This window comes from Variovorax gracilis (assembly GCF_030317115.1).
In the GTDB taxonomy this organism is placed as follows: domain Bacteria; phylum Pseudomonadota; class Gammaproteobacteria; order Burkholderiales; family Burkholderiaceae_C; genus Variovorax; species Variovorax gracilis.
The window spans coordinates 1-13,044 of record NZ_JASZYF010000007.1 but is presented as its reverse complement, the minus strand read 5'-3'; the positions used below and the strand labels follow the sequence as shown (position 1 = coordinate 13,044).

The 13,044-nt window shown below is 66.9% G+C and carries 10 protein-coding genes; 3 read left to right on the top strand and 7 right to left on the bottom strand.

The genetic code is table 11. From position 1 onward, the window contains the following. Positions 1–145: 145 nt before the first annotated feature. From QTH97_RS15360 to QTH97_RS15350, 3 genes are all read left to right on the top strand, one after another. A complete protein-coding gene (locus QTH97_RS15360; protein WP_286569123.1) occupies positions 146–757 on the top strand; it encodes a response regulator transcription factor in 612 nt (203 codons plus the stop codon). A gap of 120 nt (positions 758–877) precedes the next feature. After that, the gene (locus QTH97_RS15355) at positions 878–1,255 is read left to right on the top strand and encodes a DNA-binding transcriptional response regulator (RefSeq protein ID WP_286569122.1); all 378 of its coding nucleotides are present in this window, start codon (positions 878–880) and stop codon (positions 1,253–1,255) included. Positions 1,256–1,421: 166 nt separating this feature from the next. Next, complete coding sequence (locus tag QTH97_RS15350; protein WP_286569121.1) at positions 1,422–3,149, top strand: esterase/lipase family protein; 1,728 nt, start codon at positions 1,422–1,424, stop codon at positions 3,147–3,149. 28 nt (positions 3,150–3,177) lie between these two features. Here the strand turns inward: QTH97_RS15350 and QTH97_RS15345 are convergent, their stop codons facing one another. From QTH97_RS15345 to QTH97_RS15315, 7 genes are all read right to left on the bottom strand, one after another. Further along, a complete protein-coding gene (locus tag QTH97_RS15345) occupies positions 3,178–4,392 on the bottom strand; it encodes a PP2C family protein-serine/threonine phosphatase (RefSeq protein ID WP_286569120.1) in 1,215 nt (404 codons plus the stop codon). A 31-nt stretch (positions 4,393–4,423) separates the two neighbouring features. Continuing rightward, positions 4,424–4,918, bottom strand: a complete 495-nt coding sequence (locus QTH97_RS15340; protein WP_286569119.1) for a Rab family GTPase — start codon at positions 4,916–4,918, stop codon at positions 4,424–4,426. Positions 4,919–4,920: 2 nt separating this feature from the next. Beyond that, positions 4,921–6,780 carry an OmpA family protein gene (locus QTH97_RS15335; RefSeq protein WP_286569118.1) on the bottom strand — a complete coding sequence of 620 codons (1,860 nt, stop codon included), beginning with the start codon at positions 6,778–6,780 and terminating at the stop codon, positions 4,921–4,923. Positions 6,781–6,838: 58 nt separating this feature from the next. After that, on the bottom strand, positions 6,839–7,465 hold the full coding sequence (locus QTH97_RS15330) for a hypothetical protein (protein ID WP_286569117.1): 627 nt from the start codon (positions 7,463–7,465) through the stop codon (positions 6,839–6,841). Positions 7,466–7,509: 44 nt separating this feature from the next. Then, positions 7,510–7,947, bottom strand: coding sequence for an ATP-binding protein (locus QTH97_RS15325; RefSeq protein WP_286569116.1), 438 nt, complete (start codon positions 7,945–7,947; stop codon positions 7,510–7,512). Beyond that, positions 7,947–8,303, bottom strand: a complete 357-nt coding sequence (locus QTH97_RS15320; protein ID WP_286569115.1) for an STAS domain-containing protein — start codon at positions 8,301–8,303, stop codon at positions 7,947–7,949. Before QTH97_RS15320 ends, QTH97_RS15325 begins: the two co-directional genes overlap by 1 nt. 210 nt (positions 8,304–8,513) lie before the next feature. Further along, positions 8,514–12,812, bottom strand: a complete 4,299-nt coding sequence (locus tag QTH97_RS15315) for a GAF domain-containing protein (protein WP_286569114.1) — start codon at positions 12,810–12,812, stop codon at positions 8,514–8,516. Between the last annotated feature and the right edge of the window lie 232 nt (positions 12,813–13,044).

Genomic DNA, 13,044 nt, shown 5'->3' with positions numbered 1-13,044 from the left:
GGATTCTCATGCGGTCCCGGGGCTTTCATCATTGCCGTCGTCCAATGGCGTGGCGGCATGCTGCGTGCCCGGGCACAATCCGGCCACCGGCGCGCGTGCCTTTTGGCTATAGCGCATGCTCCGAGCCGATGATTAGAGAGAAGACATGGCAGAGCCCACCGTGTTCATCGTCGACGACGACGAGGCCTATCGCGATTCAGTGAAGGAACTCGTGAGCTCGGTCGGTCTTCCGGCCGAGACATTCAGCTCGGCACTCGAATTCCTCGATGCCTTCGACCCCGCTCGTCCCGGCTGCCTGGTTCTGGACGTCCGGATGGCGCGAATGAGCGGACTGGCGCTCCAGGAGCGCCTGAGCAAGATGGGCGCCACGATCCCCATCGTCTTCATCAGCGGCCACGGCGACATCGCCATGGCAGTCAAGGCGGTCAAGGAGGGTGCGGTCGATTTCGTTCAGAAGCCCTACCGCGAACAGCAACTGCTCGACGCCATCGACGAGGCGCTTCGCCGGGCTGCCCTGCGGCGCGCGCCCGGCAGCGACGCGCAGCAAGCCCTCGCGAAACGCGTTGCCACCCTGAGCCCGCGCGAACGGGAAATCATGGACCTTGCGCTCAAGGGGCTGCCGAGCAAGGTCATCGCCAAGGAACTGGCCATCAGCCATCGCACGGTGGAGCAGCACCGCAGTCGCCTGCTCGAGAAGCTCGACGTCGGCTCGATCACCGAGTTGCTGCGGCTCAACCTCGAACGCCCGCCCGACTAGCGACGGCAGCCGAGGCCACGTACGTATCCCGGGTGGCCGCCGGGATGGACTGGCCGGCTGCGCCTCTTCACCATGGATGCCCGGAAGCGGCGATCCCGATGTGCCGCCGCATCCGTACGCATGCCCAAGACCGTATTTGTAGTCAGCGCCGACGCGGACGATCGCGCATGGATCGAATCCGCGCTTGCGCATGTGGTGGACGCGGTGGTGTTCCTGGATGACGGTCCGGGCGTTCTTGCCACCATGGCGGACAGCCAGGGCGATTGCCTGGTGGCCTTCGCCGACGAAGAGGGCGAGGACGAGGCGAGGGCGCTGCGGCTGGTACGCGAACTTCGGGCCGGCGGCGCCACGGTGCCGGTGATCGTGCTGGGTCCGCACACGGCGTTTCGCACGGCGGTGAACATCGCACGGCTGGAAGCCACAGACTTCCTCGTCCGGCCAGTCAGTCCCAGACAACTCCGTGCGGCCTTGCAGCGGGCGTGCCAGGCAGCGGGGTGACCCGAAGGCCCGGGATGGACGATGCCATCGGAATCGACGGAGTTCGCTCCATCCCGTCCGCTCGGTTCTCTCGAGGCGCGGTATTCTGGCGCTCCGGATTCGGCCGTCAGCTGCCTGTCCAGGTATACCCTTGGAGCCTTGGCTGAAAGCGTGGATGGAGATCAACATGCCCGAAACGAAGTCGCCGGTGCCCGAGCCCCTCAAGTACCCCGTCATCTATGTCAGGGGTTTCGCGTTCACTTCGGACGAGCGCGACGAGACGGCGGCTGATCCCTACTGCGGATTCAACGTGGGCTCCACCGTGTACCGTGCCACCGCGGACAAGGAAAAGCCGAAGTCGTACTTCTTCGAGTCTCCGCTGGTGCGCCTCTCATCCGAATACGGCTACCACGTCCTCTACAAGGACGGCATGGAGATCGTCGATCCGGCCTACGCGAGCGGCGAAGCGGGAAAGAAGCGGCTGGAAGATGGAATTCCTATCGCGTCGATCATCATCCATCGGTTCTACGACGCTGCTTCGAAGCTGCGCGGAACGGGGCAGACTTCTTCGATCGAAGACTACGCGAAGGAACTGGCGAGCCTGATCGCCATGGTGCGGGAACTCGTGCGACCCACGGCGCGCGCCGCGGCGATGACCAGAGGGGAGCACCCGACGGACGAGGAACTGGACGCCGCCTTCCGCTGTTATCTCGTGGCGCACTCCATGGGCGGGCTGGTGGTGCGAACGCTCATGCAGAACGACGAGAACGACGTCCCGGAGCTCGAGATCGACGAGGTCAGGAAGATCTATCCGAAGGTCCGAGGCTGCGTGGCCAAGGTCTTCACCTACGGCACACCGCACAACGGCATCGACTTCGCGGGCATCAACGTCCCGCAATTGCCCGGGTTCCTGAAAGACGTCGGCACCTTCAACCGCGACACCATGAGGGCGTATCTCGACCAGGTGCCCATCGGGGGCAAGGTGAACTACCTCCCCGCCGACGTGATGCCGCCGCCATCGCACTGGTTCTCCATGATCGGGACCAACCGGATGGACTACGAAGTGGCGAAGGGCCTCTCCCGCACCTTCGTGGGCCGGGGAAGCGACGGGCTCGTGCGTATCGACAACGCGACGCTCTGGTACCAGAAGGAAGAGGGCGGACGGAAGACGGAGGAGCCGGTGGCCTGCGCGTATGCCTACCGCTCGCACTCCGGCCACTTCGGCATCGTCAACAGCGAAGAGGCCTACCAGAACCTTGTCCGTTTCCTGTTCGGCAACTTCAGGGTGGACCTCTGGCTGGACATCGAGGGCGTCACCTTGCCCGATGGCGTGCAGGCCGAGGAGCTGAAGGGCCGCAAGGTCGATGCGGTCTACCAGATCGAACTGGTCGTAGCGACGCACGGCAAGACGTGGTCGCTGAGCAGGCGCAAGGCGGAGGAGGATTCGCCCGCGTGCAGGACCTATCAGTGCCTGAAGGCCAAGGCACCCGCCGTCGAACCGGTCCACCTGTCGACGGTCTTCATGATGAAGGCGGCCAGGGTGAAGGCGGACAGGCCGGGCATCTCCTATAGCGTCACTCTCGGCATTCGCGCTCCGGACTACGAGGTGGCCAAGGCGTTCTGGCCCGATGGCCATTTCGAGGGTGTCTCGCTGTTCCGCGATTCCCTCATCGTGACCCTGCTCGATCCGTACGACGTGCAACAACTGGACCCGAACAAGGCCCTCACGGCGGACTGGATGGTGCGCTATAGCTGGGCGGAGCATGGCGAGGCCATGGAGAAACGGTTCACGCCACTCGACATCCGGCAACCCATCGTCGTGCAGGTGCCATTGCCCGCGCCCATTCCCGCGGTGGTGGCACGCAACGGCGCGGTCAAAGCCACGCTGAGGATGGAGGCGCGCGCCTGGCAATGAGAGCCGGGGGCGCCCGGCATCGCATCGCTCAGAGCGCCATGCGGATGATGGTGAAGTCGTCCTCCAGCGCGCCGGAGCCGTGCATGTCGCGCGCATAGTCCAACAGGCCGTCCAGCTCGGACTGCCCCTCTCGCACCGGCTGCATGAGCCTCTCGGTGAAGGCGGCGTAGTCGAGCATCGAGCCATCCGGCCGGGTGATCTCGTAGGCGCCATCGCTGAAGACGAAGAGCCGCGCGGGCGAGGGGAGCATGCACTGCTCGTCCTGGTATCGGGCGGCCGGCGAGATGCCGACGCAAGGACCCGATGCAGGCAGGGGTTTGCCATCGCCGACGGCATCGCAGGGGCCGCTCACGAGGATGGCGGGCGGGTGGCCGGCCGAGGCGTAGCGCAGTCGCCCGCTGGCGCGGTGGTAGACGCCATACCAGACGGTGCAGAACAGCTCGCCATGGCGCTCCATCTGGTAGGCCAGGTTGAGCGCGGCGAGCACCTCCGCGGGGTTGCGGAAGTCGGTGCGCGCCAATGCCTCCGAGCGCAGCGTGTCGGCCACCGCCACCGAGAGCAGGGCGGAGCCCACGCCATGGCCGCAGACGTCGATCAGGTAGAGCGCGAAGTGCTCGTCGTCGATCCAGTGGTAGCCGAAGGAATCCCCCCCCAGCTCGGTGGACGGAACGAAGCGCCAGTCCACGGCCAAGGGCTCCGACGCCGGCGCAGGCAGCATCGCGCGCACGTAGCGCTCGGCGTCGCGCAGCTCCTGCTGCAGCCGGTCGTGCGTGAGTTGCAGGGTCTCGCGTGACGCGGCGAGTTCGCCATGGGCGCGCGTCAGTTCCTGGTTGGCCGATTCGAGCTGCGCAATGAGCCGGGCCTCGCGTTGGCTCAGCAAGGTCATGTCGTAGGCCTTCTGCTGCACCAGCCGGGCCTCTTCGTATTCCGCCGTCACGTCGAGCAGCAGCACCCAGACCGTACCGTCGTCCGCGAAGAAATGGACGTCGGCCACCCGGCCGCTGGGCATCTCCATCGAACGGATCAGAAAGGGCGTTTCCACCAGCGGCAACAGGCCTTCCAGGAAGGGGATCTGGTCGCTGGCGGGGCCGCCGGATTGCAGGCTGTCCAGCCCGTAGTGTTCGAGGTGCCCGCCGGCCTGCACCAGATTCTGCGCATGGTCGATGACCAGGTGTGCGAGAACGCGCTGCGCGTGGAGCAGCATCAGCAGCGAGTCGGAAATCCGCGGCGGCAGGTCGAGCATGACGGTGGCAGGCTGTTGCTGACCAGTGAAACTAGTGCGCCAGGCGCGCCGCCAGTTCCGCGAAGGTCTCTTCGACGCCATCGCCGGTCTTGGCGCTGGTGCGCCGAAAGACCCAGCCCGAAGCCTCCAGCGCCGCGATGCGCTCGGACGGGATCGCCCAGTCTTCCTGCAGATCCGCCTTGTTGAGCAGCACGAAGAAGGGAACGGCGCCGATCTCGGCGTTGACGCGCGACTGGATCGAGGCCGCGGTGTCCAGCGTCTCGGGCCGCGTGCCATCGACCACGAGGAGATAGCCGGCCGCGCCGCGCAGGTAGCTCACGCGCACGGCGGCGACCTCGTCCTCGCCGGCGATGTCCCAGAGGATCAGCGCCACTTCCTCGGTGCCGACGTTCAGCACCTTCTTGTCGATCTTCACCCCGACCGTCGTCAGGTAGGCGTCCGAGAAGATGGTGTGGACATAGCGGCGTACCAGGCTGGTCTTTCCCACGCCGAATGCGCCGAGCAGGCAGATCTTCTTTTGCATCATGGCTATTCGCCGCTGCTCACGACGAAGGAGACGCGACGGTTCATCTGCAACTCGTCCTCGCTGGCGCCGGGCTTCAGCGGCTCCAGCGGACCGGCGCCGCGGACGGCGAGGAAGGTCGGGTCGACACCGCGCGTGCGCAGCATGGAGCGCACGACTTCCGCGCGCCCCAGGCTGAGGGCGAGATTGGAGTTTTCCTTGCCGGTGGCGTCGGCGTGCCCGACGATCGTGACCTTAACCGGGAAGCCGAAGGTGCGCGACACCTGGATCAGCTCCCGCACTTCCGCCGCGACGGCGTCGAGCATGGCTTCCTGGTTGGCCGCGGGCCGCGCGACGTTGTTCTCGAAGTGGATGAGGCGGGCCTGGATGGCGTCATGCAGACGGACGTATTCGGGGTCCTGCACGTCCTGGAGCGCGCTCAGGTCCACCTTGGGCGCGCCGGCCGGCAAGGTCAGCAGGAAGGCCCGCGCCTTGTCCATCCAGTAGGGGGTGGCGCTGCCCGTGGCGCGGACGCCGCCCGCCTCCTGCGTCAGGGTGACGGTCGGCGGCGGATTGAGGGTCGCCTGCAGCCGCTTCAGGATGATGGCCGGATGCAGCGCCTGGTAGGGCTCCCAGCGGCCGGCGATGCGAGACGGGTCCAGGCGCGTCTGCGCCAGCAAGGTTTCCGGCGGCGTGGCGAGCGGGTCGCGCAGTCCGGACACCAGCCACTTCCCGTCGCGGCGCTCCGAGCCCGTCACGACAATGCCGGGCTGGTCCTGCAGCGCCGCGATGTAGGCGTTGACGCGCTGGCGCTCGATGACCCGCTGCGTGATCCAGTAGCCCAACGCCACCAGCAGCGCCAGCGGGATGGCCCAGAGCAGAGGCGACACCTTCCTGCGCGACTCGGCGTCCTGCGACAACAGGCAGGGCCGCAGCCGTTCCGCGGTCTCCTCGAAGGGCGCGGTGTCGCCGTTGAACTCTTCGAGCGCCGTGCGCCATTGCTCGTGAACGGTGCCCAGCGTCTCGCCCAGGCGGGTGCGCACCATCGCTGGGGGATTGCCGTGGATCACCGCGGCGAGAAAGGCCTGTGGCCCTTCCTCGCACCACAGGAGCAGATCGCCGAGGCGCAGGCTGTCGATGCTGCGGCCGCTGGTGCCGCCGGTGCCCGATTCGTCGAAGGAATCGCGCACGAAATCCTGGATGGCGGAGAGCATCGCCGAGACCAGTTGCGGGTCGCGAGTGGTCGCATCGTCGCGCGCGACGTGCGTGAGCAGCAGACCCGTCTTGCGGTGGATCAGGAAGAGATGTTCGACGCGGAAAACGGCCGTGTGCTGGAGCACCACTTCACCGAAAGTGCTCCCGCTGCGCCAGGCTTCGATGCGCCACTTGAGGCCGCGCCATGAGAGGCTGTGCTTGAGCGCCTGGTTGACCGATTGAAGCGAGCCTTCGAGGCTCTCGGCGATCGCCTTGCGGATCGCCGGCCCCATGACCGGGTAAAGGATGTCGACCATGGTGCCCGGGTTCTTCTGGATCGAGGCCTGGGCCGCGCGCTCGACGGTGGGGGCGATCGCCTGGCCGAGCTGCGCGTCCTGGGCGGCCAGCGTAAAGGCGGCGGGCAGCACTGCGCCCACGGCGCCCGCGAACTCGCGTGGATCATCGACCTTGTGCTGCAGTCTGGCCAGCGCCACCTGCTCGCGTTCGAGCAGTACGCCGCGCATCGCCTCCAGCCGCGGATCTTCCTGCAGGCGGCTCGGCACCTTCGCGGCGACGTCCGGATCGACGCAGCGCGCGAGTTCCAGCAACAAGCTGGCGAGCCGTTGGTTCGGGTCTTCATCGGAAGCGCTGCCGGGCGCACTCGTCGCGGTCAGCGACAGGCGCGCGTTCACCGCGCCTCCGCTCCGGCGCGCGATCGCACGAGCCGAGCTGGCGCGCCGGCAGCGCGACTCAGCCGCGCTCGATGCCGTTGCCGCCCTTGGGCGTGACTTCCTGGTTCAGGCATTTGGCGATCTCGACGAACAGGCCCGCAAGCAGGTTTCGATCGGTCTTGACGTTGCTGAGTTCGGCGAACATGCGCTCGATGGTGGCGCGGCTGTCGTCCTGGCGCCGCCGGATGTCTTCGCGCAAGCCCTGGACCTCGTGGCTCAACCGGTCCGTGAATTCGCGCTCGTGCCGCGCGAGCTGGTCCGACACCTGGGCGAGGCGCTTCTCCAGCGCCTGCGTGTGATCGCGCAGGTTGCGTTCCAGCTCCTTGTCGGCATCGGAGCGCAGGTCCTTTTCCTCGCGGAACTGGCCGGCGACCGATTCGAGCTGCTTCTTCATCGTCGATTCGAGGTTGCTCAGGCTGCGGGACGACTCCGCCTCGAGATCGCGCAGCCTTTGCTGGAAGCGCTCCTCGAGAATGGAAAAACGCTTGTCGTAGTCCTGCATCTGGTTGCCGAACAACAATTCGCGCATCTTGTCGACGCCGGAGCTTTCGCCTGCGCCGTTGGGTTGGCCGGCGGCAAGTGCCGCCTGCGCCGCCAACGCGCTTTGCGTATCGATGCTGGGTGAGTTTTTGGCTGCCGTTCCCATTGAGAAGTCTCCTCGGTAGTGGATTGACGGTTGGTGAAGGTCTATCAGTGCGGCGGCGACGCCCGGAACAGGAGCGTCAGGCAATTGCGTCCGTCTTCATGGCGGTAGCGCAAGCCGTCGGAGAAGTGGCGAACGATGGGGATGCCCCAGCCCCCGATGCGCGCATCGTGCACGCTGGTGGCCCGTGGCGGGTCGGGAACCTGCCTCGGGTCGAACTCGCCGCCCTCGTCCTCGACGTCCAGGGCCACGTCCTCGCCTTGCCAGCCCAGGTGCAAGAAGATGCGCTGCGCGCCTTCGCCGCAGGCGTAGGTCATGATGTTCGTGAGCACCTCGACGGAGCAGAGATCGAGGTTCTGCGCGACCCGCTCCGGAAGGTGCTGACGCTCCGCCCAATCGTGCACCCAGGCGCTGACGCGCGGGAGTTCGCGCAGTTCGGTGCCGACGATCAGGGATGCCTGCGGCTCCCCGTCGATGGGGGACATCAGCGGCTTTCGGCTGCCGCCATCAGCGCGCTGCAGGCGGTATCGACATCGGGGTAGACGGGGATGATCGTGTCGATCCCCGCCATCTTGAGTACCTCGGCCACCAGGGGCTGGGGATTGGCCAGCGCCATCACGCCACCGCGCGAGGACTGGGCCCTCGCGTTGATGACGAGCGTGCGGATGCCGATGGACGCCAGGAAGGACACCTCGGACATATCGACCACGGCGAGAAGCTTTCGGGTGGCGACGAGTGCGGCGAAGCGCATGTCGATGTCATGTCCGCCGATACTGTCCATGCGCCCGACCAGACTGATCTTCTCGACGCCGTCGGCCAGTTGCTCGCTTCTCAGGTCCATACGTTCTCCGCAATCGATTTCGATGGGGTCCGGATCCGGTTCTCGCCGCAAGAACTGTCTCGTTTGTGAGGTGTTCTTGTTTCTAAAACCAAACAAGATCGTCTTACGAGCAACAGATAGAACCTTTTTCTAGCTTACGCCCAAATCGCGGTTACGTCGACAAGTCGTCCTACAACGAAATGAGGATGCGGCCGACAGCCGCATCGCGCATCAGCGGTCCTTGCGCGCGGGCACGTTGTGCAGGGCCTCGACCAGCCGGTCGACGCGGATCGGCTTGGTCAGGTAGTCGTCCATGCCTGCGGCGAGGCACATCTCCTGGTCGCCCTGCATGGCGTTGGCGGTCATGGCGACGATGCGGGGGCGCTGCGTCGGCGGCAGCAGGGTGCAGATCTGGCGCGTGGCGTCGAGTCCGTCGAGTTCGGGCATCTGAACGTCCATCAGCACCACGTCGTAGGTCTGGCGCTGGACCGACTCCACGGCCTCTATGCCGTTGGAAGCCAGGTCGGCGCGATAGCCCATCTGCTGCAGCAGTCGCATCGCGAGCTTCTGGTTCACCGCGTTGTCTTCGGCTAGCAGGATGCGCAGCGGATGGTGCATGGCCATGGCGGGATCGATCTGCGGCTTGGCCGAAACGCTGGGTGCCGGCCGCGCGGCCGGTTCGTGCGCAAGCAGGTTCACCAGGGTGTCGAACAGTTGCGACTGGTGGATGGGTTTCGACAGATAGGCGTTGAACAGCGACTCGGCATCGCCCGCCTCGCGCCGGCCCAGTGAACTGAAAAGCACGAGCGGCAGCGTCTTGTGGTTCGCGCGAATGCGCCGCGCCAGGTCGACGCCGTCCATTTCGGGCATGTGCATGTCGAGGATGGCGATGTCGTAGCGCTCGCCCTGCGCGAGCCAGCGCAAGGCTTCGGCGGGCGACTCGGTGTCGCGCGATGCCATGCCCCATCGTCCGGTCTGGAGCGTGAGCACGCGCCGGTTGGTGGCGTTGTCGTCGACAACGAGCAGGCGCCTGTCCTGCAGGTCGACTTGCACGCCGGTGACGGCGGGGCGCCGGCTTGGCGGCGTGTCCGCGATCTGCGCGTCGATGCTGAAGAAGAAGGTCGAGCCGGTGCCCGGTCCGTCGCTCTCGACCCACATGCTCCCGCCCATCAGTTCGGTCAGCCGCTTGCTGATGGCCAGGCCCAGGCCGGTGCCTCCGTACTTGCGCGTGGTGCTGGAGTCGGCCTGCGAGAAGGACTGGAACAGCCGGCTCATGCCCTGGGGCGAGAGGCCGATGCCGGTGTCGCGCACGGCGAAGGTCAGCGCGACCTTGCCGGCGGAGACGGGCTCCGCGCTCACGGTCAGCACGACCTCGCCGGCCTCGGTGAACTTCACCGCGTTGCTCAGAAGGTTCAGGAGGATCTGCCGCAGCCGTGTCAGGTCGCCGTTGACGCCCACCGGCACCTCGCCTTCGAAAACATAGGCGATGTCAAGGTGCTTTTCGGTCGCGCGCGTGCTCACCAGGTCGAGGGCCGACTCCACGCACTCGCGCAGGTCGAAGGGATGCTGCTCGATGTCCATGCGGCCGGCCTCGATCTTCGAATAGTCGAGGATGTCGTTGATGAGCGTCAGCAGCGCATCGCCGGAATCGCGGATGGTCGAGACGTAATCCTGCTGCTCCGTGTCGAGTGGCGTGTCGAGCAGCAAGCCGCTCATGCCGATGACGGCATTCATCGGCGTGCGGATCTCGTGGCTCATCGTCGCGAGGAACGCGCTCTTGGCTTCGTTCGTGGCCTCGGCGGCAGCGCGTGCTTCCTTGGTCTCGTTGAACAGGCGCGCGTTCTGGATGGCGATCACGGCCTGGTCGGCGAAGGTTTCGAGGAGCCTGATTTCCTTGTCGGCGAAGGGCCCCGGCGGCTGGCGCGCGACGTGGATCGAGCCGATGTATCGGCCCTCCCAGGTCAGGGGGGCGATCAGCACGCCGTAGTCCCCGATCTGCTCGGCGACCTCGCGCATGAACAGCGGAAGCTGTGGCTCGGCGAGCGCATCCGGAATATGGACGACCTCGGGGCCGGCCATTGCGTCGCCGAAGGGCGAATGGTCGATGGGCCGGGGATAGAAGCGCTCGAGCGTTTCGCGGGCGGAGCCGCGATGCGCGCCGAGATGCATCATCCCGTCGTCGCCGACCAGCGAAATGCCGAGCTGGGTGCCGGAGAACAGGCGCTGGCAGCTCTCCAGGATCTTGTCGAACACGGGCTGCGCGTTCTCCATCGATTCGCTGATGACCTGGAGCACGTCCGCCGTCGCGGTCTGTCGTTCGAGCGCCTCGCGGGTCTCATGGATCAGCCGCACGTTCTCGATCGCGAGCACGGCCTGGTCGGCAAAGAGTTGGAGCAGGTCGATCTGCCGTCGCGGCGTTTCGCCGGGTGCCGGCCAGGCGGTGGTGATCGCGCCGATCGGCACGCCGTCCTTGAGCATGGGCGCGCAGATCATGCGGCGCCGGTTGCCGCTGTTCGCCAGCCGGCGGTCATAGTCAGGGTCAGACCACGCGTCCTCGATGCTCAGGGGCCTTCGCTCCAGGATGACGCGGCCGTTCAACTGGCGCGGGTCGGGCGGTGCGGGCCACACGGTTCGCGCCGCCTCCAGCGCCTCCGGGGACCAGTTGCGAGTCGCGGCCAGGTGGACCATGCGGCCGTCGTAGCTGAAGATCGCGGAGGCCGGGCCCTCGAACAACCACATGGTGCAGTCGAGGATGGCCTCGAACACTGGCGTCACGTCGGTGCGCGATTCGCTGATGACGCGCAGTACGTCGCTGACAGCCGTCTGGTATTCGAGCGACTCGGTCAGCTCCGCGGTGCGCACTTCGACCTTTTTCAGCGCCGCCTGTGTTTCGTTGAAAAGCTGCGCGTTCTGGATCGCGATGACTGCCTGGTCGGCAAAAGTCTTGAGCAGCGACCGCTCGCTGGTCCGGAACGGACCGACCTCGGTGCGCTGCATGCTCAGGATGCCGATGCCGCGGCCTTCCCAGATCAGGGGCGCGGCCAGGTTCGCGAAGCTGGTTCCCGCCAGCTCGGCATTGCGGCGCAGCACCAGCGGCGCCGCAGGATCGTCGAGCACGTCGCCGAACTCCACCAGATCGCCCGTCCGGAACGAGAGCTCGGCGGATGTGCCTGCGATCGGCATGGGGTAGTTCGCCTGCATCGACGCGCTGATCTCGGCCAGCCGTTCGTCGCTGATCGTGGCGCGGCCGGCGGCCGTCATCACCCACCGCGTGAGCGTGAGCCGGCCCTGGTCGTCGAGCATCATCAGGGCGAAGGAGCTGACATCGAACAGCCGCTCGCAGCACTCGATGATCTTGTCGAACACCGGGCCGGGGTCGGCGACGGAACTGCCGATGACCTTGAGCACTTCGGCCGCGGCCGTCTGGTGTGCCAGCGCCTCCTGCATCTCGTGCCCATGGCGCTGCGTCTCGTCGAAGAGGCGGGCGTTCTCCAGCGCCAGGCCCATGCTGGCCGCCACGGTTTCGAGCAGCCCGATCTCGTGCGCGCCGAAGGCGTATTCGCGTTCGTGGTTCTGCAGCGCGATGACGCCGAGGGCGCGGTCGCTGCCGATGATCGGCACGGCGACGATGGAATGGGCCCAGTCGGTTCCGGGTGCGGGGTGGAGGCCGACCCGGGTCTGCTGGTCGCGCGTGTTGGCTACGCCGACCTTGCGCGCGAGCAGCATCACGGCCAAGGGCTCGTCCGGTTTCAACGGCCGTGCCGGCGGCAGCGGCAGCGGCCGGTTGTGCTCGTAGCGGTACAGCACCTGCACGAGGTTGGTCTTGTCATCCCACCACACGATGTTCAGGTCGCCGGAATCGAAGAGTTCGCGCAGCTTGTCGCCCACGAGGTCGACGATCGCATGGAAGCCCAGCTTGGCGGCCATGCCCTGCTGGATGCCGTTGACGAGGGTGAGTTCTTCGGCGCGCTGCATGCGTTCGCGCTTGCACTCGGACAGCTCGCGCTGGAGGCCCTCGCGGACTCGGGTGTGGGCCAGCGCGCCGGCGCCCTGGCGCGCCAGCGTGGCGAGCAGGTCGCGGTGCACCTGCTCGAAGCGGTCGAATCGGCCTTCGATGTCGGCATAGAGGTAGCCGAACAGCCCGCCCTGGGCGAGCAGCGGCGCAATGAGGCAGGAGCGCTGGTCGGCCGCATCGGCGCCCTCCGGCCCGTGCCGCAGGCTCGGCGTGCGGGTGCGGCGGGTTTCGTCGAGCCACGGCGTGATGGCTCGGAGCAGGGCGGCAGCGTCTTCGGCGGGCGGCAGCACCGCGCCTGCGTGGCGCAGGCCGGTTTCCGTATCAAGCAGCAGCAGCACGCGCTGGGCGCCGATGAGCTGGGCCGCCTCGTCGACCAGCAGGTCGCACACCTCGCCGGTGCTGCGCAGTTCATTCAGCCGCACACCGGCGTCGGCCAGCCGCTCGAACGGGTCGCGCAGCTTGCTGCCCGCGCGCGGCGCGTGCTTCGACAGGGGTCGAGACCGGGACTCAGCCATGGGCATTTGCCTTCAGCGATCAGCGGGTTGATGCGCGATCGGCGCGCGCCACGGCGTGCAGTCTAGCGGCGAAGGGGCAATCTCTGCACGCGGGCGCTCGCCCCCTTGCAAGCATCCGCCCGCTCAATCGAAGTTCAGGAGGACCTTCATCGCCTGCGACCGGTCGGCTGCGAGCGCAAAGGCGCGCGCCGAATCGCGGTAGGACAGCGTGGCCGAGATCAGCGGCTTGACG